Source organism: Nonomuraea sp. NPDC049758 (assembly GCF_040674635.1).
GTDB lineage: Bacteria > Actinomycetota > Actinomycetes > Streptosporangiales > Streptosporangiaceae > Nonomuraea.
In genome coordinates this window covers 85,256-105,249 of record NZ_JBFAMZ010000006.1, presented here as the reverse complement: position 1 = coordinate 105,249, position 19,994 = coordinate 85,256, and the positions used below count along the sequence as shown (strand labels likewise).

Sequence of the window (19,994 nt, the reverse complement as noted above, 5' to 3'; positions counted from 1 at the left end):
CAGGTCGTGAGGGGGTATCTCCGCCCTGGACGTCTAGGGGGTCAGACGCGCTGCCAGAGGGCCGGCACGTTCGGCGGCTCCCAGCCGGGCTGGGCGGTGTGCCCCTGGAGGCAGCGGTAGGTCGAGCCGCCGTACGTCACCGTCGCGCCGGCCGCGTACGCCGTGCCCGCGGCCCACGTGCCGCCCGGGTTGTTGGTCGGGGTGACGGTCGGCGTGCTGGTCGGGCCGGGGCCGCCGCCCTGGGTGGCGAGGGTCAGGCCGTAGGCGGACAGGATCTCGTTGACCGGCTGGAAGTACGTCGTGCCGCCGGAGCTGCAGTTGCCCGAGCCGCCCGACGTCACGCCCTGGGCCTGGTCGCCGGAGATGAACGAGCCGCCGGAGTCGCCGGGCTCGGCGCAGACGTTGGTCCGCGTCACGCCGGAGACGGTGCCCTCCTGGTAGGTGACGCTGGCGTTGAGCTGCTGGACCGAGCCGCAGTGGTAGCCGGTGGTCGATCCGGCGCGGCAGACGGCCGAGCCCACCTGGGCCACGGTCGAGCCGCGGACGGGCAGGATGCCGGCGCTGTAGCCGTACACCACGCCGGTCGGGGTCCACTGGCCGTTGACCTCGACCCAGGAGTAGTCGTTGCCCGGGAAGGACGAGCCGCGGAACGTGCCCATGGCGACCCGGTTGGAGCCGGACGTGCTGGACCCGGCGGTGCCGCAGTGGCCGGCGCTGACGAAGCCGCCCTGCGAGCCGGCCTTGGTCACCGAGAAGCCGACCGAGCAGCGGGTGCCGGAGCCGATGTAGTAGGCGTCGCCGCCGCGGACGTCGTAGAACAGCGCCGGCTTCTCGGCCGAGCGCACGACCTGGACGGCGGAGGCGTCCGCGCCGCTGGCCTTCACCCAGGCGGCGGCCTTGGCGGGGTTGGAGCTGAGGACGACGACGGTGTTGTTGACGACGTCCACGTACCAGACGGGGGCGGTCTTCGGGGCCTTGGCCGACGCGGCGTCCAGCCTGGCCTTGGCCCCGTCGAGGCTGCTCAGCGAGCGGGTCACCACGCGGGCCTGCACACCGGCCTTGGCGATGGCGGCCACCTGCGCCGGGTCGGTGGTGGCGGTGATCGGGGTGGAGGTGGGGCCGGTCACCCAGGAGCCGGCGTAGGAGGCGCCTAACTGGGCGCGCAGGGTGGGTTCGAGCCCGGCCGCGGCGGCCTCGTTGACCAGGCGGGCCTCGGCCTGCCGGCCGGTGATGCCGAGGTCCCGGCTCATGGCGTCGACCAGGCCCTGCGGGGGGTCGGCGACGGCTTCGGCGTTGCTGCGGGCGATGGAGTAGGGGGTCTCGTCCTGGGCCGTGGCGCCCTTCGCCGCGAAGGCCAGGGCCGGGACGCTGATCATGGTGACGGCGATCGCGATGCCCGCCGTCACGGTCTTCCTGGGGAGCATGTGCACGTCTCCTCGCGTACAGGGGGGTGTCTGCACGGTACGAGCCCGAATACGAGGAGTGGTCGTGTCAAAACACCCCTATCACCGTGTTATGGGGCGAACCGTTTGGAGCTCTATGTGGGGGTATGCGGGATTTGTGCCGTCCGAATCCCATCTGGAGGCGTCATGAAGGCCGTCACCTGGCACGGCAAGCGGGACGTACGGGTCGAGGAGGTCCCCGACCCGGCCATCAAGGAGCCCAACGACGCGGTGATCAGGGTGACCAGCTCCGGCATCTGCGGCTCCGACCTGCACCTGTACGAGGTGCTCGGGCCCTTCATGGCCGAGGGCGACATCCTCGGCCACGAGCCCATGGGCGTCGTCGAGGCCGTCGGAGCCGCCGTCACCGACATCAAACCCGGCGACCGCGTCGTCATCCCGTTCAACATCGCCTGCGGCCACTGCCACATGTGCGGCCTGGAGCTGTACGCGCAGTGCGAGACCACCCAGGTCAAGGAGCAGGGCATGGGCGCCGCGCTGTTCGGCTACACCAGGCTGTACGGCCAGGTGCCCGGCGGCCAGGCCGAGTACCTGCGCGTGCCCGAGGCCCAGTTCGGCCCGATCAAGGTGCCCGAGGGCCCGCCGGACGAGCGGTTCCTGTTCCTGTCCGACGTGCTGCCGACCGCCTGGCAGGCCGTGGACTACGCCGAGATCCCGGACGGCGGCAGCGTCACCGTCTTCGGCCTCGGCCCCATCGGCCAGATGTGCGCCCGCATCGCCCGCCACCTCGGCCACCGCGTGATCGGCGTGGACGGCGTCACCGAACGCCTGGAGATGGCCCGCCGCCACGGCATCGAGGTCGTGGACGGCAGCGAGACCTCCGACGTGCCCGGGGCGATCCGCGAGCTCACCTCGGGGCGTGGCACCGACTCGGTGATCGACGCCGTCGGCATGGAGGCGCACGGCTCGCCGGCCGCCAAGATCGCCCAGACGCTCACCGGGCTGCTGCCCGACGTGGTGGCCGCGCCGCTGATGTCCCACGCCGGCGTCGACCGGCTGGCCGCGCTCAACCAGGCCATCGACACCGTCCGCCGGGGCGGCGTCATCTCCGTCATCGGCGTCTACGGCGGCATGACCGACCCGATGCCGATGCTGCGCATGTTCGACAAGGGCGTCACGCTGCGGATGGGCCAGGCCCACGTGCGGCGGTGGATCAACCGGATCATGCCGCTGGTCACCGACGACTCCGACCCGCTCGGCGTCATGGACCTGACCACCCACCGCATGCGGCTGGAGGAGGCGCCGCAGGCGTACGAGATGTTCCAGAAGAAGGCGAACGGCGCGATAAAGATCCTGCTACAGCCCTGACCAGGGGTTTCGTCGTCCGGAGCGCGGGCAGCGGTGCGGCATGAGAGTCGTGGTGGTCGGGGCTACCGGCAATGTCGGCACGAGCGTCGTACGCGCGCTCGCCGCGGATGACAACGTGACGTCGATCGTGGGCGTGGCCCGCCGGCTGCCGGGATGGCGCATCGACCGCACCGAGTGGCGGCAGGCCGACGTCGCCACCGGCGACCTGTCCCGCATCTTCGAGGGCGCCGACGCCGTCGTGCACCTCGCGTGGCTGTTCCAGCCCACCAGGGACCCGGCCGTGACCTGGCGGGCGAACGTGCTGGGCAGCATGCGGGTGTTCCGCGCGGTGGCCGAGGCAGGGGTGCCCGCGCTGGTCCACGCCTCCTCGGTCGGCGCGTACTCGCCGGGCCCCAAGGACCGGCCGGTGGACGAGAGCTGGCCCACGCACGGCTGGCCCGGGGCCGCGTACGGCCGGGAGAAGGCGTACGTCGAGCGGGTGCTCGACGTCTTCGAGCACGACCACCCGGCGATCCGCGTGGTGCGGATGCGGCCGGGGTTCATCTTCCAGCGGGCGGCGGCCACCGAGCAGCGCCGCCTGTTCGCCGGGCCGTTCCTGCCGCGCCGGCTGATCCGGCCCGGCCGCATCCCGTTCGTGCCCGACGTGCCCGGACTGCGGCTCCAGGTGCTGCACGCCGACGACGCGGCCGAGGCGTACCGGCTGGCGGTGACCAGGACGGTGTCGGGGGCCTTCAACCTGGCCGCCGAACCCGTGCTCGACCCCGCCGACCTGGCCAAGCTCCTCGGCACGCGGACGATACCGGTCACGCCCTGGCTGGCCAGGACGCTGATGTCGGCCGGCTGGCACCTGCGGCTGGTGCCCGCCTCGCCCGGCCTGCTCGAACTGGCCCTGCGCATCCCCGTCATGAAGACCGACAAGGCCAGGGACGTCCTGGGCTGGCGGCCGCGGCACTCCTCCTGGGACGCCATGCGCGAGCTGCTGGACGGCCTGCACGACGGCGCCGGCATGGAGACCCCGCCGCTCGCCCCCGACGGCGGCCCGCTGGGCCGGGTCAAGGAGATGGCCACGGGGGTCGGCGCCCAACCCTGATCCGGAGGTGTAAGACCGCCCGGCCGGGGCAGGGGACGGTTCTCTACGCAAGGTCCAGAGGCGTGGCCTGTGTGTCGTGACGACACGAAGGAGCGCCATGGCCCTTCTCCTGACCCAGGTCTTCACCCTCCACGACGTCACCAAGCTGCGCCGCGCGGTCGCCGAGCAGGCGGAGAGCAGCGGGCTGCGCGACGGCCGCCTCGACGACTTCGTGCTCGCCGTGCACGAGAGCGTGGTCAACGCCGTGGAGCACGCGGGCGGGCGCGGGCACCTGACGTTGTGGACGGTCGACGGCGTCATCCGCTCGGAGACGACGGACCAGGGGGCGGGCATCCCGCAGGCGTACCTCGACGGTGACGTCCGGCCGTCCAGCCTCTCCTACACCGGTCGCGGCATCTACCTGATCCGGCGGTTGTGCGACGTCGTGGACGTCCGCACCGGCCCGGACGGCACCACGGTCCGGCTCACCATGCGCCTGCCGCACGCGTCCGTCTCGCCGAGCTCCATGAAGCGGCTCCGGGTCACTGGTGGCGGCGGGCCGTCCGGGCGCTTCCAGGTCTGAGCGCGGGCGCGCCCGACCGCCCTGCCACGGCCCCGGGTAGGCTCGGCAGGAGACGGAAGGGGCCACTACGTGAGCGGCGGAAACAATCCCCCCGAGATCATCTCTCCGGTCCGCCGCATCGGGCGGCGGGAGTTCGATTTCGAACGCCAGATCGCCATCATGGCCATCGTCAACAGGACCCCCAACTCCTTCCACGACCAGGGGCGCACGTACGAGCTCGACCGCGCGGTCGCGGCCTGCGCGCGGGCCGTCGAGGAGGGCGCCGACTGGGTGGACATCGGCGGGTTCGCCTTCAGCGCCGCCCAGGCCGCGATCGGCGTCGAGGAGGAGATCGAGCGGGTGGTCCCGGTGATCGCCGAGGTCAGGGCCGCGACCGACGCCGTCATCTCGGTCGACACCCACCGCCCCGAGGTCGCCAGGGCGGCCGTCGAGGCCGGCGCCGACGTCATCAACGACACCAACGGCCTGCGCGAGCCCGGCCTGGCCGAGGTCGCGGCCGAGACCGGCGCCAGCGTGGTCGTCACCCACAGCCTCGGCGGGCCCGGCCGGCGGGTCTTCCGCCCGAGCTACGACGACGTCGTCGCCGAGGTCGCCGGGTTCCTGCGCGAGCGGGTCGCCTTCGCGCTCAAGGCGGGCATCGCCCCCGACCGGATCATGATCGACCCGGGCCACGACCTGAACAAGAACACCTTCCACTCCCTGGAGCTGACCCGGCGACTGGAGGAGATCGCCGCCATCGGCTATCCCACCCTGGTCGCGCTGTCGAACAAGGACTTCATCGGCGAGACCATCGACCGCCCGCAGGGCGAGCGCAAGGAGGGGACGATCGCCGCGAACGTCGTCTCCATCCTCAAGGGCGCCCGGATCCTGCGGGTGCACGACGTCGCCGCGACGGTGGCGTCCGTGCGCATGACCGAGGCCGTGCTCGGCTGGCGCGGGCCGGTCGCGCCGAGCCACAACCTGGCGTGAGAGGAGCCGCGTCCGTGACCGACCGCAAGCCGGTGGGCATGCCGTTCGAGAGCTGGATCGACCGTCAGATCCGAGAGGCGGCCGAGCGTGGGGAGTTCGACGACCTGCCGGGCGCGGGCAAGCCGCTGCCCGGCCTCGACCGGCGGCACGACGAGATGTGGTGGATCAAGCAGAAGCTGGAGAGCGAGGGGCTGTCCATGCCGCTGCCCCCGACGCTGGCGCTGCGCAGGGAGGCCGAGGAGGCGCTGCGGCAGGCCCGCGGGGCCCGGTCCGAGACCGAGGTGCGGCAGATCCTCGAAGAGGTCAACGAGAAGATCCGCGAGGCGATCAGGAAGGGCCTGCCGGGGCCGCCGCTCAACCTGATGCCCTTCGACGTCGACCGCGTCGTGTCGGAGTGGCGCGAGAACCGCTGACCCGCGCCCGGACGAGTCGCGCCGGTCGAGTCGCGCCGGTCGAGGGGCCCGGGCGCCGGCCCGGGCCCCTTCGCCGGACGAGGGGCCCGGGTCAGGCGGGCCCCTCGGCTGGAGACCGGGGGCCCCGGAGCCCCCGGCCGGCTCGGTGAGCTAGCTGACCGGCGGGTAGGCGTTCCTGACCAGCTCCTGGAACTGGGCGGAGAACCACTGGCCGGACAGCGGGGCGCCGCCGAGGGCGCCCGACATGTTGTTGCCGTTGAGGTTGTTGCCGGTGTAGGTCGGGTCGCACATCCGGTCGAACTTCTTGCCCTCGTCGTTCGGGATGTCGGTGCTGGCGCCGTCGGACTCGCCCGGCGGCTTGATCCAGACGTAGGCGTCGAAACCGGCCTCGGGGCTGGCCGTCGGCCGGGCGCCGAGGCCCGCGCCGCTCTGGTTGCACCAGTTGCCGGCGTGGATGCGCCGGTCGACGCGTGACTGGTTGACGAAGGTGTTCACGTCCGTCGAGGTGCTCGCGCCGCCCGGACGGGCGGTGCCGCCCCAGCCGTTGCGCGAGGTGTCGACCAGCATGCCGAGCCCGGACTTGAAGCCCTTGCTGACCAGCGCGGTGCGCAGGGCCGCGGCGAAGGTGGACTCGTCCACGTAGTAGTTCCAGTCGATCCACTTGGACTGGCGGACGGTCTGGCCGTTCACCAGGGTGTTGATCGTGAAGTACGGCTCCTTGGTGGCGGAGTAGTTGGCGGTGTTGACGATGAAGCCGTCCACGCTGTCCACGCCGGCCGTGGTGCCCGCGGCCATGTTGTAGAAGAGGTTCACGGCGGGGCCGAAGTTCGAGTCCCAACCGAGCCAGGCGTGGTGGGCGGCGTCCACGTAGGTGTAGACGTTGGTGATGGCGTGCAGCTTGTTGAGCGCGTACCGGACGCCGTCCACGTAGCCGCCGGGCCCGTTGGCCTCGGCGCACTTCGGGAAGTTGTTGGTGTTGGTGATCAGGTTGGGCAGCGAGTCGGGCTCGATGATCGTGACGATGCGCAGGCCGGCGTACTTGGGGTCGCGCAGGATGTTCGCGATCACGTCGATGTACTCGGCCTTGTAGCGGTTGAAACCGTTCTCGGCCATCAGCAGCTCGCCGTTGGAGGCCAGCGCCGAGCAGTCGCGGTTGGGCAGATCGTAGATGACGAACTGCACGGTCAGCGGGGCCGAGCCGTTGAGCGCGTCCTGGGCCACGGCCTCGTCCAGGTGGGCCTGGAGGCCCATGGCCGAGGAGGAGCCGGCGATGGCCGCGATGCGGTCCAGCCACACGGCGGTGGAGGTGTTGGCGACGGCGGCGCCGCCGGGCTCGGCCGCGGCCTTGGCCTTCCACTGCGGGTTCACGTAGCCGGTGGCGCCGGCGTACGGGTTCTCGACGTGGCCGGTGGGCGGCTGGCCGTCGTCGTCGGCCTCGGTGGCGGTGACCGTCTTGCTGGTCAGGCCGGTGGCGGCGACCGTGAAGGGACGGGTGCCGTTGGTCGTGTCGGCGTCCTGGGCGGCGGCCAGGGTGACCGTCTGGGCGGTGTTCCAGTTGGCCGTCGTGAAGGTGAGGCTGCCGCCGCCGGAGACGGTCAGGTCGGCGTCGCCGCTGCCCGCCGTCGAGGTGACGGTCACGTTCGCGGACGGCTGCGCGGCCAGCTTGACCGTGTACGCCGCCGTCCCGCCCTCGGGCACGGTCACCGACGTGGGCGTCACGAGCAGGGCCTGCTCCACGACCGCGTCGTCGTCCACCTCGGTCGCGTTGACGGTGGCCGAGGTGACGCCGGTGCCGCCGACGGAGAAGGCCGCCGTGCCCGCGGTGGTGTCGGCGTCCTGGGCGGCGGCCAGGGTGACCGTCTGGGCGGTGTTCCAGTTGGCGGGCGTGAAGGTGAGCGAGCCGCCCGCGCTGACGGTCAGGTCGCTGTCACCGCTGGTCCGCTGGGTGGTGACGGTGACGTTCGAGGAGGGGGCGGAGGACAGCTTGGCGGTGAAGGTGGCGGTGCCGCCCTCGTTGACCGCGACCGAGCTGGCGGAGGTGACCACCGCCGGGGTGGTGGGGGTGACGCCGCCGCAGGTCACGCCGTTCACGGTGAAGGAGGTGGGCGGGTTGTTGCTGCCCGTCCAGGTGCCGTTGAAGCCCATGGTGGTGGAGGCGCCGGTGGCCAGGCTGCCGTTGTAGGGCATGTTGGTCGCGGTGACGTGTGTGCCCGACTGCGCCCAGTTGGCGCTCCAGCCGGTTGGCGTGTACTGCTGGCCGGTGCCGGGGAAGTCGAAGCCCAGCGTCCACGAGGTGATCGGGTCGCCGGTGTTCTTCAACGTGATGTTCGCGGTGAAACCGCCCTGACCGGGGCTGCTCGTCCACGAGTTGGCGGAGTAGGTCACGTCGCAGTTCACCGCGGCGCTGGCGGCCGTGGTCTGGCCGACGACGAGCCCGAGGGCCGCGACGCTCGCGGCGGTCATGGTCACGGCCCATCGGCGCGGGCCGCTGTGGAGTCTCACTAGCGATCATCTCCAGAACGTCAGTTTGCTGGGAGCGCTCCCATAGTGAGACGCCCTCCCGGCCCTGTAAATGAGGCCGGCTGTGCGGCGGGCGTTCCCGGGCCGCATGCTCGCCGAATGCCTCGGAAGGTGGATGAAACTTTCATCATCGGCAGCCTGGTGAGAGGAAACGCGGGGGCCGGCGGACGGGCGATCCGTTGACATACGCCGCCGGTCACCCACAATCCCCCTTGGGAGCGCTCCCACACCCCCTACTCCCATGGAGATCCCTTGAAACACAGACCTCCTTCCCGCCTTTCCCGCCTGTCGAGGCGGCTCGCCGGAGCCGCGACGCTCGTGCTCGCGGCGGGCACGACCACGACCCTCGCGGCGCTGCCCGCGCACGCCGCCGTCGCCTGCGACGTGACGTACACCGCCAACCAGTGGACGAGCGGCCCAGATCAGGGCGGGTTCACCGCCAACCTGACCCTGAAGAACACCGGTGACCCGATCACCTCGTGGACGCTCGGCTTCGACTTCCCGACCGCGGGCCAGAAGTACACGCCCACCGGCTGGAGCGCCAACTGGGCGCAGTCGGGCACCCACGTCACCGCCACCAACATGCCGTGGAACGGCAGCCTGGCCACCGGCGCCTCGACGACGCTCGGCTTCAACGGCACCTGGACGGGCAGCAACCCGAGCCCGACCTCGTTCACCGTGAACGGCGTGACCTGCGGCGGCGCCAACACCCCGCCCACGGTCGCGCTGACCTCGCCCACCGCCGGCCAGACGTTCACCGCCCCGGCCACCGTGGCCATCGCCGCGAACGCCGCCGACGCCGACGGCACGGTCTCCAAGGTCGACTTCTACCAGGGCTCCACGCTGCTCGGCACCGACACCTCGGCGCCGTACGGCTACAGCTGGCAGAACGTGGCCGCGGGCAGCTACTCGATCACCGCGAAGGCCACCGACAACGGGGGCGCGACCACGACCTCGGCCCCCGTCGGGATCACCGTCTCGCAGAACACCGGGCCCGCCCTCGTGGTGAGCCCGACCACGATCTCCGTGCCGGAGAAGGGCACCGCGGGCTTCGGCGTGAAGCTCTCGCAGGCGCCCACCGCGAACGTGACCGTCACCACCGCCCGCACCAGCGGCGACGCCGACCTGACCGTCGGCTCCGGCGGCTCGCTCACCTTCACCCCGGCCAACTGGAACACCGTCCAGAACGTCACCCTGGCGGCGGCGGACGACGCCGACACCACCAGCGGCACCGCCGAGTTCACGGTGAGCGCGACCGGCTACACCCCGGTCAAGGTCGCCGTCAGCGAGGCGGACGACGACCTCGGCGGCGACAACGAGTACGTCAAGCGGTTCGTCGAGATGTACAACGAGCTGCACGACCCGGCCAACGGGTACTTCTCGCCCGACGGCGTGCCGTACCACTCGGTGGAGACGTTCATGGTCGAGGCGCCCGACCACGGGCACGAGACCACGTCCGAGGCCTACAGCTACTACCTGTGGCTGGAGGCGACCTACGGGCAGGTGACCGGCGACTGGGCGAAGTTCAACAACGCGTGGGCCTCGATGGAGAAGTACATCATCCCCTCGACCGCCGACCAGCCGACGAACTCCTTCTACAACCCCGCCAAGCCGGCCACGTACGCCGGTGAGTGGAACGACGTCAAGCAGTACCCGACGCAGCTCGACTCCGGGGTCTCCGTGGGCTCCGACCCGCTGGCCAACGAGCTGAAGAGCGCGTACAACACCAGTGACGTCTACGGCATGCACTGGCTGCTCGACGTCGACAACACCTACGGCTTCGGCCGCTGCGGCGACGGCACGAGCAAGAACACCTACATCAACACCTACCAGCGCGGCCCGGAGGAGTCGGTCTTCGAGACCGTCCCGCAGCCGTCCTGCGACACGTTCAAGTTCGGTGGCCCCAACGGCTACCTCGACCTGTTCACCAAGGACAGCAACTACGCCAAGCAGTGGAAGTACACCAACGCGCCCGACGCCGACGCGCGGGCCGTCCAGGCGGCGTACTGGGCGCAGACGTGGGCCAAGCAGCAGGGCAAGGAGTCGCAGATCTCCGCGTCGGTCGCCAAGGCCGCCAAGATGGGCGACTACCTGCGGTACGCGATGTACGACAAGTACTTCAAGAAGCCCGGCTGCACCAGCACCTCGTGCGCCGCGGGCACCGGCAAGGACGCCTCCAACTACCTGCTGTCCTGGTACTACGCCTGGGGCGGCGCGAGCGACACCAGCGCCGGCTGGGCCTGGCGCATCGGCTCCAGCCACAACCACTCCGGCTACCAGAACCCGCTCGCGGCCTGGGCGCTGGCCAACGTGGCCGAGCTGAAGCCCAAGAGCGGCACCGGCGCGGCCGACTGGAGCACCAGCCTGACCCGCCAGCTGCAGTTCTACACCTGGCTGCAGTCGGCCGAGGGCGCCATCGCGGGCGGCGCGACCAACAGCTGGGAGGGCCACTACGCCACCCCGCCGGCCGGGCTGCCGAAGTTCCACGGCATGACCTACGACTGGCAGCCCGTCTACCACGACCCGCCGTCCAACCAGTGGTTCGGGTTCCAGGCGTGGACCATGGAGCGGGTGGCCGAGCTCTACTACGCCTCGGGCAACGCCGACGCCAAGGCGCTGCTGGACAAGTGGGTCACCTGGGCGATGGCCAACACCACGATCAACGCGGACGGCACGTACCAGATGCCGTCGACGCTCAAGTGGACCGGCCAGCCCGCCGGTGACTTCAGCGACCCGAACGGCATGCCGCCGCCCAACCCCGGCCTGCACGTGACGGTCGCCGACTACACCAACGACGTCGGCGTGGCCGGCTCGTACGCCAAGGCCCTGATGTACTACGCGGCCAAGGCGAACAACGCCGGGGCCAGGACCATGGCCAAGGCGCTGCTGGACGGCGTGTGGAAGAACCGCGACGCCAAGGGCGTGTCGGTGTCGGAGACCAAGACCGACTACAAGCGGCTGAACGACCCGGTCTACGTGCCCCCGGGCTGGACCGGCAAGATGCCGAACGGCGACACGATCAACTCCAGCTCGACGTTCATGTCGATCAGGTCCTTCTACAAGAACGACCCCGACTGGCCCGAGGTGAACGCCTACCTCCAGGGCACCGGGCCCGCGCCGACGTTCAACTACCACCGCTTCTGGGCGCAGGTGGACGTGGCCGTGGCCCTGGCCGAGTACGGGCGGCTCTTCCCGTGAGAAAGGCGGCGATGATCGCCGCGGCGTCGCTGGTCCTGCCCCTGCTCGCAGGGGTGGGGCCGGTGGCCCACGCGGCCGCGCCCGCCTTCTCCTACGGTGAGGCGCTGCAGAAGTCGCTGTGGTTCTACGAGGCCCAGCAGTCGGGCGACCTGCCCGCCTGGAACCGCGTCTCCTGGCGCGGCGACTCGGGCCTGAACGACGGCAAGGACGCCGGGCTGGACCTGACCGGAGGCTGGTACGACGCGGGCGACCACGTCAAGTTCGGCTTCCCGATGGCCTTCTCGGCCACGATGCTGGCCTGGGGCGGCGTGGAGTACCGCGACGCCTACGCGGGCTCCGGCCAGCTCACCCACCTGCTGAACAACCTGAGGTTCGTCAACGACTACTTCGTCAAGGCCCACCCGTCGGCCAACGTGTTGTACGGGCAGGTCGGCAACGGCGGCACCGACCACGCCTGGTGGGGCCCGGCCGAGGCCATGCAGATGAACCGGCCCGCCTACAAGATCGACGCGTCCTGCGGCGGTTCGGACCTGGCGGGGGAGACGGCGGCGGCGATGGCGGCCTCGTCGATCGTCTTCCGTCCGACCGATCCGGCATATGCCGACAAGCTGGTGACGCACGCCAAGCAGCTGTACTCCTTCGCCGACACGGTCAGGAAGAAGTACAGCGACTGCATCAGCGACGCCCAGGGCTACTACAACTCCTGGAGCGGCTACAACGACGAGCTGGTCTGGGGGGCGATCTGGCTCTACCGGGCCACGGACGACGCCGCCTACCTGGCCAAGGCCGAGGCCGGTTACGACAACCTGGGCAACGAACCGCAGACCACGACGAAGTCGTACAAGTGGACGATCGCCTGGGACGACAAGTCGTACGGCGCGTACGTGCTGCTGCACAAGCTCACCGGCAAGCAGAAGTACCTGGACGACGCCGACCGCTGGCTCGACTGGTGGACGGTCGGCGTCAACGGCTCCAAGGTCAGGTACTCGCCGGGCGGCCAGGCCGTGCTGGACCGGTGGGGGTCGCTGCGGTACGCGGCCAACACCTCGTTCGTCGCGCTCGTGCACAGCGACTCGATCAGCGACCCGGCGCGCAAGGCCCGCTACCACGACTTCGCGGTCCGGCAGATCAACTACGCGCTCGGCGACAACCCACGCAACTCCTCGTACCTGATCGGGTTCGGGGCCAACCCGCCGAAGAACCCGCACCACCGCACGGCGCACGGCTCGTGGACCGACCAGATCACCAACCCGGTCAACAGCCGCCACACGCTCTACGGCGCGCTGGTCGGCGGCCCACCCGACCCCGACGACGTCTACGCCGACAAACGCGACGACTACGTCATGAACGAGGTCGCCACCGACTACAACGCCGGCTTCACCAGCGCCCTGGCCCGGCTCTACAAGGAGTACGGGGGAGCGCCCGCGGCGAACTTCCCGCCCGCCGAGACCCCGGACGGCCCGGAGATCTTCGTCGAGGCCGGCGTGAACGCCTCCGGCACGAACTTCACCGAGATCAAGGCCATCGTGCGCAACCAGTCGGCCTGGCCCGCCCGGGTCCTGTCGGACGGCTCGTTCCGCTACTACTTCACCCTCGACGGCTCGACGACCGCCTCGCAGATCAGCGTGTCGTCGGCCTACACGCAGTGCAAGGCCCCCACGCTCGGCTCGGCCGGCGGGAGCGTGCTCTACGTGAACATCGACTGCTCGGGGCAGGCCATCGCCCCGGCCGGGCAGTCGCAGCACCGCAGGGAGGTGCAGTTCAGGATCACCAGCGCGGGCGCCTGGAACCCGGCCGACGACTGGTCGTACCAGGGCATCCCGGCCACGCCGGGCGCGACGCCGGTGCAGACGAAGAACATCACCCTCTACAGCGGCGCCACCAAGATCTGGGGTGAGCCCCCGGGTCCGGAGGAGCGGGACACGACAGCGCCCAGCAAGCCGGGCAGGCCCGCGGTCTCCGCGATCACGGGCACGGCGGCGAAGCTGAGCTGGACGGCCTCCACGGACAACGTGGGGGTGACCGGTTACGACGTCTACCTCGGGTCCACCAAGGCGGGCACGGCCACCGGCACCTCGTACGACCTGGGCGGGCTCAGCCCGGCGACGGCGTACACGGTCTCGGTGGTGGCCAGGGACGCGGCGGGCAACAGCTCGACGCCGTCCGACGGCACGTCGTTCACGACCGCCGACCCGCCTCAGGGCGGCTGCGCGGCCACGTTCAAGGTCACCAACTCCTGGGGCGGCGCGTACCAGGCCGAGGTGACCGTCAAGAACGCCGGCTCCGCGGCCATCACGGGCTGGACGGCCGCCTGGACGTCCGCGAACCAGATCACCCAGCTCTGGGGCGGAAAGCTCACCCAGACCGGCTCGTCCGTGTCCGTCAGGAACGAGGCGTGGAACGGCGGGCTCGCCGCCGGCGCCACGACCACGTTCGGCTTCATCGCCAACGGCACCCCGTCCACCCCCGACCTCACCTGCACCCCCGCCTGAGCCCGCCGACCCCGCCCTCGCCCCGGCTGCCGAGCAGGGGCGAGGGCGGATCCACCGGCTCAGGGAAAGGCAGCACATGCGATCACTGTTCACCGCGCCGGCGCTCGCCGCCGCGCTCGTGGCCGCCTCCTTGATCGTGCCGGGCACCGCGGCGCAGGCCGCCACCGGCATCCACGTGAGCGGCACGAAGATCCTGGAGGGCAACGGCCAGGAGTTCGTGATGCGCGGCACCAGCCACGCCCACACCTGGTACCCGGCCCAGACCAAGGCGTTCGCCGACATCAGGTCGTTGAAGGCCAACACCGTGCGCGTCGTGCTCAGCGGCGGCCGGTGGAGCGCCAACTCCGCCTCCGACGTGGCCGGCGTGGTCTCCCTGTGCAAGCAGAACAAGCTCATCTGCGTGCTGGAGGACCACGACACCACCGGGTACGGCGAGCAGAGCGGCGCGTACACGCTCGACCAGGCCGCCGACTACTGGATCAGCGTCAAGAGCGCCCTGGCCGGACAGGAGGACTACGTCGTCGTCAACATCGGCAACGAGCCGATCGGCAACAACGCCACCACGCCCGGCTGGGCCGAGGCCACCAAGGCCGCGATCGCCAAGCTGCGCGCCAACGGCATCCACCACGCGCTGATGGTGGACGCCCCCGCCTGGGGCCAGGACTGGCAGAACGTCATGCGGGACAACGCCGCGTCCGTCCTCGCCGCCGACCCCGACAAGAACACGATCTTCTCGGTGCACATGTACGGCGTCTACGACACCGCCGCCGAGATCACGTCGTACCTGGACGCGTTCCGCACGGCCGGACTGCCGCTGGTCATCGGCGAGTTCGGGTTCAACCACTCCGACGGCGACCCCGACGAGGACACGATCATGGCCCAGGCCGTGAGCCGCGGCCTCGGCTACCTGGGCTGGTCGTGGAGCGGCAACGGCGGCGGAGTCGAGTACCTCGACCAGGTCACCGGCTTCGACGTCACCCGGCTCACCTCGTGGGGGCAGCGGCTGTTCAACGGCGTCAACGGCATCGCCGCCACGGCCAGGCAGGCGTCCGTCTACGGGGGCGGCACCGCCGACCCGACCCCGCCGAGCGCCCCCGGCACCCCGGCGGCCTCGAACGTCACCTCGTCCGGCGCCACCCTGACCTGGCCGGCCGCCACCGACAACGTGGGCGTGACCGGCTACGACGTCTACACCTCGGCCGGCGTCCCGCTCGGGACGACGGCCACCACCTCGATCACCCTGACCGGCCTGTCGCCCTCGACCGCCTACCAGGTGCACGTCAAGGCCAGGGACGCGGCGGGCAACCAGTCGGCCGCCTCGCCCACGGCCTCCTTCACCACCCTGGCCGGCGGCGGCGACGGCGGCTGCGCGGCCGTGGGGACCGTCCAGAGCCAGTGGGGCAACGGGTACGTCCTGCAGCCCGTCACGGTGACCAACACCGGCACGACCGCCAGGAACGGCTGGACGGTGACGTTCACGCTGCCCGCGGGCCATACCGTGACCGGCTTCTGGAACGCGGCGGTGACGGTCAGCGGGCGGACCGTGACCGCGCGGAACCTGAGCTACAACGGCACGCTCGCGCCCGGCGCCGCCACCGGTTTCGGGGTCCAGGCCGGTCGTCCGGACGGCGACACGTCCGTCCCGTCCGGCTACACCTGCGCCGGCTAGAGAAGGAGGAGGTGAGGCCGATCAACTGATCCTGCCCGCGACACCATCCCGCCCGGATGGGACGGACGCGGCCGGCGAACCCCCAGCCGGCCGCGTCCGTTTGCACCGCCCACCGGCCCGGCCTCGCACGGCGGTCAGCGGGGGTCCTGGGCGTGGGAGAAGCGTTCGCGGGCCGCGTCGATGGCGGCCTCGTCCGAGAAGTCGGCGAACGCCACCTCGTGGTAGCGGGCGGGGATCAGCGCCCGGACCCGCTCCGGATATCCGGGCCCGGCGGCGGGCACCTTGACCTGCGGCGGCACGCCCAGCCGGACGGCGATGGGCCCGGAGGCCCGGACGGACATCGCCCAGTCGCGGCTCTCGCCGACGATCGCGCACAGGTGCCGGGCGTAGACCCAGCGCACCTCGGCCAGGCCGGCGGCGTCCGGCGGGTCCGTGCCGAACGGCTCCACCGCGCACACCACCCGCGACCCGAACCCGTGCCCATGGTCGTGGTGCTCCTCGGGCGTGGCCCGTTCGAGGATCAGCGTCACCTGGGCGGCGAGCTCCTGGTCGAGCCGCGCCGACTCCTGGTGGGCGGCGAACAGCGTCGCCCCGGCCAGCGCCAGGCCGGCCAGGGCGACGCCTGCCGCGATCTTCCCGCGACGTGGTCCGGTCACGGGCTCGTGCAGGTCAGCGCGGGTGCGGGGCTCGGGATCGAGCCGGTGGCGTTGAAGCCGAACGTGGTGGACGCGTTCGGCGCGAGCTGACCGTTGTAGGAAGCGTTCTTGACGGAGACGTTCGGCGGCTGGGCGGACAGCACGCCGTTCCAGGGCGCGCCGTCGAAGCCCTGGCCGCCGGAGTAGGTCCACTTGACCGTCCAGCCGTTCAGTGACGCCGTGCCGGTGTTCTTCACCGTCACCTCGCCCTGGAAGTGACCGGCCCAGCCGGTGTCGGTGGCCTTCCAGGTGGCGATGCAGCCGCCGGGGGGCGGGGTCACCGTCGGGGTGACCGTCGGGGTGGACGTGGGCGTGCCCGAAGGCGTGCCGCCGCCGGGGCCGACGCCGGTGACCTGGCCGTTGCCGCCGTCGAAGACGACGTCGGAGCAGCTGTAGAAGTTCTCGTTGCTGTCGGAGCGGATCCAGTGGGTGTAGATGATGTGCCGCCCGGTCTTGCCGGAGGGGAGCTGGGCGTTCCAGTAGTAGTAGTTGAGCCCGCCGGGGCCGCCGCTGGCGGGCGGGTTGGTGACGCTGCCGAACGACTCCAGGTCCGACCACTTGAGCGGGCCGTCGGGGTTCCAGCCGTTCTTGGTGACGTAGTAGACGAAGGTGCCGGGGTGCTGAGCCCAGTTGCTGTGCCGCATCTGGATGCTCGCGCCCGACGTCAGGTGGGTCAGCGGCCAGTCGGAGCGGACGGCGTTGTAGGCGGTGAAGTCGTAGGGGCCGCCGGTGCCGCCGCTGCAGAGCTGGCCGTCGGGGATGAAGCCGCTGGTACGCCCGGCGCCGTCGGAACGCAGCACGGCGAACCAGTTGTAGAGCGGGGTCGCGCCGCTCTGGGCGACGGCCGCCGCGCAGGCCGGGTTGTAGGACTGGATCTGGCCGTTCTCGCGCAGGCCGTCCTGCCAGCACAGGAAGGTCCTGGCGCCGGGGAACATGGACACGCCGTGGGCCTGCGCCTGCGGCGGCGCGATCAGGACCGTAGACAGCAGGACCAGGGCGGCGGTGAGCGCCGCCGTTCGAAAGTGTTTCATGGGGATTCCTTCGTGCAGGGGAACACAGGAACGCCCACGATCAGCCCGCCCGGCCAGCGCATTGAACCATGGGCGGCGCCGTCCCGACAACGCGGTGTGAAACTTTCAGCCGATCTTGGTCAGCGCCTGTCCCGGCGGGCGCGCGAGGTGCGGATCCCGTCGTACCCCTCAGCCGGGTTCCATGGCCCGGTCGATCACCTTGAGCCTGGCCTCCAGCTCCGCCCGGCAGGCGGGGGCCAGGCGGCCCTCCCTGGCCCGGTCGGCGACCTTGCGCCGCACCTCGGCCGTGCCGGTGACCGCGGGGCCGCGGACCAGCGAGTCGAGCACCTGCTTGAGGTCGAGCACCACGTCCGCGTCGGTCGCGTCGCACGGTTCGCCGTCTTCGAGCGAGTCGTGGAAGCCGTCCACGGCCTGCTCGACGGTGACCGGCCCGGCCGGCGAGCTCCGCAACGCCCGGGAGGCCGACGCCGCGGCGGAGGGCGTGACGGGCGGCGTGACTGACGGCGCGACGGATGGCGTGACCTGCGGCGACAGCACCGGCTCCGGCTCGGACCGCTGGAACCACAGCAGCACGGTGAGCGCCAGCAGCGCAGACCCGGCCACCGTCAGCCCACGCCGCACCTGCCGGGCGATCCCGGCCGTGCCGAGCGCCGACGTCAGCGCGGCGACGATCGCCTCGGCCGTGGGCCGCTCCTCGGGCAGGTGCGCCAGGCAGCTCTGGCAGAGCGAGGCGACGCCGTGCGGCACGCCGGTCACCCGGGGCGGGGGATCGGTCCGGCGCGCCGCCTCGATCTCTTCCCACGTCGTCTCCGGGTACGGGGTGCGCCCGGTGAGCATGGCGAACAGCAGCACGCCCAGGGCGTACACGTCCACGGCCGGGTGGGTGGAGGCGCCGAGGAGGCGTTCGGGGGCGACGTAGGGCGGGGTGCCGCGGTCGTCGTCGGGGTCGCCGGCCCAGGCCGCGATGCCGAAGTCGAGCAGCTTGGGGCCGTCGGCGGTGAGCAGCACGTTCTCGGCGGTGACGTCCCGGTGGACCAGGCCGCGGGCGTGCCCGGCCATCAGCACGCGGGCCAGCCGCAGGGCGATGGTCGCCGCCTCGGTCCACGGCAGCGGCCCCTCGGCGATGCGCTCGGCCAGCGGGGTGCCGTCGAGCAGGGGCATCACCACGTACGCGGCCACGCCGCCCTTCGCGGTGACGGTCTCGCCGTAGTCGTAGATCTCGATCGAGTCCCGGTGGATGAACCGGGCCGCGGCACGGGCCTCGCTGCGCACCCGGACGCGTTCGCCGTGGTCGGTGTGCAGCGAGGCGGTCAGCACCTTGACCGCGACCAGCCGCTGCAACGACTGGTCGAAGGCACGCCAGATGACCGACATGCCGCCGTGGGCCAGCGGGTCCAGCAGCAGGTACCGCCGGGCCAGCACGTCCCCCGGCTCAAGCTGACTCACGGATGACCAGTTCCGTGGGGAGGACGGGGTCGATCCCCGTCGCCCCGGTCAGGAGCAGGCGGGTGGCGACCGTGGCGAGCTCCTCGACGGGCTGGCGGATGGTGGTCAGCGCCGGGACGGTGTGCCGGGCCACGGGGGCGTCGTCGAAGCCGATCACGGCGACGTCCGCGGGCACCTTGCGGCCGGCCCGGCGCAGGGCCTGGATCGCGCCGGCCGCCATCAGGTCGGAGGCGACGAAGACGGCGTCGAGGCCGGGCGCGTGGCGTAACAGCCACTGCATGGCGTGCGTGCCCGAGGCCGCGGTGAAGTCGCCGTAGGCCACGGGCACGTCGGGGGCGCCGGCCGACTGAAGGGTGCGGACGAGCCCTTCGAGCCGGTCGCGGGCGGCGGGCAGGGAGGGCGGGCCGCCGATGGCCGCCACGTTCCTGCGGCCCTGTAACAGCAGGTGCTCGGCCGCCTGCCGGCCGCCGTCGAGGTTGTCCACGTCGGCGTAGGGCAGCTTGAGGTCGTGGGGCGGCCGGCCGATGTTGCGGACCGGGATGCCGGCGGTGGACAGCTTGATGGCCAGCGGATGGCGTTCGCGCGCGCCGACGATGAGGACGGCGCCCGACAGCGCGGGCAGCGTGGACGAGGTGGGCGTCACGGTCGTCACCATGAGGTGGGTGCCGTGCTCGGCGATCAACGCTCCGGCGGCGGACAGGAGCCTGGCGTAGTAGGGCTCGGAGAACAGGCGGGGGAGATGGTCGCAGATCACCGCCGTGACGCCGTCGGTCAGCGTCTTGGCGGCGCTGCCCCTGGGCGCGCGTTGTCGGACGTAGCCCATGCGGGAGACGGCGTCGTAGACTTGCCGGCGGGTCGAGGTACTGACCCGCACCGAGCCCGTGAGGACTCGAGATGCGGTCGCGGGGGAAACCCCTGCAGCGGCCGCCACCTGTGCCAGTGTGGGCTGCTCGGTCATGGAGCACCTCGCGGAAAGATCCTGGGAGCGCTCCCACGTTACCAATGTTTCGCCGCTGTTAATAGGGCCTTTGCAGGGGGTGCGTCCGGGTGTGCGGACGCCCGCCGAATCTGCTCAGGTGGGGGCGGTGGTCACCGCCGGAGGTTTTCCCGCCGCAGGTCGATCACGACATATTGACCA

At 71.5% G+C, this 19,994-nt stretch carries 14 protein-coding genes; 8 read left to right on the top strand and 6 right to left on the bottom strand.

Annotated features, from left to right (window positions below):
• Window positions 1-41: 41 nt before the first annotated feature.
• Window positions 42-1,424: a carbohydrate-binding protein gene (locus AB0J46_RS17395; RefSeq protein WP_364332502.1), complete on the bottom strand. Its 1,383-nt coding sequence runs from the start codon at window positions 1,422-1,424 to the stop codon at window positions 42-44.
• Window positions 1,425-1,589: 165 nt separating this feature from the next.
• On the opposite strand from AB0J46_RS17395, the gene AB0J46_RS17390 reads away from it, so the two are divergent.
• The 5 genes from AB0J46_RS17390 to AB0J46_RS17370 all read left to right on the top strand — a co-directional run bounded on the left by AB0J46_RS17390 (window position 1,590) and on the right by AB0J46_RS17370 (window position 5,805).
• The gene (locus AB0J46_RS17390; protein ID WP_364332499.1) at window positions 1,590-2,771 is read left to right on the top strand and encodes a zinc-dependent alcohol dehydrogenase; all 1,182 of its coding nucleotides are present in this window, start codon (window positions 1,590-1,592) and stop codon (window positions 2,769-2,771) included.
• Window positions 2,772-2,811: 40 nt separating this feature from the next.
• Window positions 2,812-3,861, top strand: a complete 1,050-nt coding sequence (locus tag AB0J46_RS17385) for an NAD-dependent epimerase/dehydratase family protein (RefSeq protein ID WP_364332496.1) — start codon at window positions 2,812-2,814, stop codon at window positions 3,859-3,861.
• 97 nt (window positions 3,862-3,958) lie between these two features.
• Window positions 3,959-4,423, top strand: coding sequence for an ATP-binding protein (locus AB0J46_RS17380; RefSeq protein WP_364332493.1), 465 nt, complete (start codon window positions 3,959-3,961; stop codon window positions 4,421-4,423).
• 69 nt (window positions 4,424-4,492) lie between these two features.
• Entirely contained in the window at window positions 4,493-5,392 is a 900-nt protein-coding gene (gene folP, locus AB0J46_RS17375) for a dihydropteroate synthase (protein WP_364332490.1), read from the top strand.
• A 14-nt stretch (window positions 5,393-5,406) separates the two neighbouring features.
• Window positions 5,407-5,805 carry a DUF1992 domain-containing protein gene (locus AB0J46_RS17370; RefSeq protein ID WP_364332487.1) on the top strand — a complete coding sequence of 133 codons (399 nt, stop codon included), beginning with the start codon at window positions 5,407-5,409 and terminating at the stop codon, window positions 5,803-5,805.
• A 150-nt stretch (window positions 5,806-5,955) separates the two neighbouring features.
• Here the strand turns inward: AB0J46_RS17370 and AB0J46_RS17365 are convergent, their stop codons facing one another.
• Window positions 5,956-8,268: a glycoside hydrolase family 6 protein gene (locus tag AB0J46_RS17365; protein WP_364333457.1), complete on the bottom strand. Its 2,313-nt coding sequence runs from the start codon at window positions 8,266-8,268 to the stop codon at window positions 5,956-5,958.
• Between the two features lie 309 nt (window positions 8,269-8,577).
• Between AB0J46_RS17365 and AB0J46_RS17360 the strand changes: the two genes are divergently transcribed.
• The 3 genes from AB0J46_RS17360 to AB0J46_RS17350 all read left to right on the top strand — a co-directional run bounded on the left by AB0J46_RS17360 (window position 8,578) and on the right by AB0J46_RS17350 (window position 15,684).
• Window positions 8,578-11,523 (top strand): glycoside hydrolase family 48 protein, encoded by a 2,946-nt coding sequence (locus tag AB0J46_RS17360; protein ID WP_364332484.1) that lies wholly within the window; start codon window positions 8,578-8,580, stop codon window positions 11,521-11,523.
• A gap of 11 nt (window positions 11,524-11,534) precedes the next feature.
• On the top strand, window positions 11,535-14,015 hold the full coding sequence (locus AB0J46_RS17355; protein WP_364332482.1) for a glycoside hydrolase family 9 protein: 2,481 nt from the start codon (window positions 11,535-11,537) through the stop codon (window positions 14,013-14,015).
• 76 nt (window positions 14,016-14,091) lie between these two features.
• The gene (locus AB0J46_RS17350) at window positions 14,092-15,684 is read left to right on the top strand and encodes a cellulase family glycosylhydrolase (RefSeq protein WP_364332479.1); all 1,593 of its coding nucleotides are present in this window, start codon (window positions 14,092-14,094) and stop codon (window positions 15,682-15,684) included.
• Window positions 15,685-15,818: 134 nt separating this feature from the next.
• Here AB0J46_RS17350 and AB0J46_RS17345 read toward each other — a convergent pair whose 3' ends face one another.
• The 4 genes from AB0J46_RS17345 to AB0J46_RS17330 form a co-directional block, all read right to left on the bottom strand.
• Window positions 15,819-16,340 carry a hypothetical protein gene (locus AB0J46_RS17345; RefSeq protein ID WP_364332477.1) on the bottom strand — a complete coding sequence of 174 codons (522 nt, stop codon included), beginning with the start codon at window positions 16,338-16,340 and terminating at the stop codon, window positions 15,819-15,821.
• Window positions 16,337-17,410, bottom strand: coding sequence for a lytic polysaccharide monooxygenase (locus tag AB0J46_RS17340; RefSeq protein ID WP_364332474.1), 1,074 nt, complete (start codon window positions 17,408-17,410; stop codon window positions 16,337-16,339). Before AB0J46_RS17340 ends, AB0J46_RS17345 begins: the two co-directional genes overlap by 4 nt.
• A 168-nt stretch (window positions 17,411-17,578) precedes the next feature.
• Entirely contained in the window at window positions 17,579-18,856 is a 1,278-nt protein-coding gene (locus AB0J46_RS17335; protein ID WP_364332471.1) for a serine/threonine-protein kinase, read from the bottom strand.
• The gene (locus AB0J46_RS17330) at window positions 18,843-19,814 is read right to left on the bottom strand and encodes a LacI family DNA-binding transcriptional regulator (protein WP_364332468.1); all 972 of its coding nucleotides are present in this window, start codon (window positions 19,812-19,814) and stop codon (window positions 18,843-18,845) included. Before AB0J46_RS17330 ends, AB0J46_RS17335 begins: the two co-directional genes overlap by 14 nt.
• Window positions 19,815-19,994 lie beyond the last annotated feature (180 nt).

Bases quoted from the DNA above. Each gene is read 5' to 3' on its own strand.
- AB0J46_RS17395 (WP_364332502.1), bottom strand. From the start codon at position 1,424: ATGCTCCCCAGGAAGACCGTGACGGCGGGCATCGCGATCGCCGTCACC.
- AB0J46_RS17365 (WP_364333457.1), bottom strand. From the start codon at position 8,268: ATGACCGCCGCGAGCGTCGCGGCCCTCGGGCTCGTCGTCGGCCAGACC.
- AB0J46_RS17340 (WP_364332474.1), bottom strand. From the start codon at position 17,410: ATGAAACACTTTCGAACGGCGGCGCTCACCGCCGCCCTGGTCCTGCTG.
- AB0J46_RS17390 (WP_364332499.1), top strand. From the start codon at position 1,590: ATGAAGGCCGTCACCTGGCACGGCAAGCGGGACGTACGGGTCGAGGAG.
- AB0J46_RS17385 (WP_364332496.1), top strand. From the start codon at position 2,812: ATGAGAGTCGTGGTGGTCGGGGCTACCGGCAATGTCGGCACGAGCGTC.
- AB0J46_RS17330 (WP_364332468.1), bottom strand. From the start codon at position 19,814: ATGACCGAGCAGCCCACACTGGCACAGGTGGCGGCCGCTGCAGGGGTT.
- AB0J46_RS17355 (WP_364332482.1), top strand. From the start codon at position 11,535: ATGATCGCCGCGGCGTCGCTGGTCCTGCCCCTGCTCGCAGGGGTGGGG.
- AB0J46_RS17350 (WP_364332479.1), top strand. From the start codon at position 14,092: ATGCGATCACTGTTCACCGCGCCGGCGCTCGCCGCCGCGCTCGTGGCC.
- AB0J46_RS17380 (WP_364332493.1), top strand. From the start codon at position 3,959: ATGGCCCTTCTCCTGACCCAGGTCTTCACCCTCCACGACGTCACCAAG.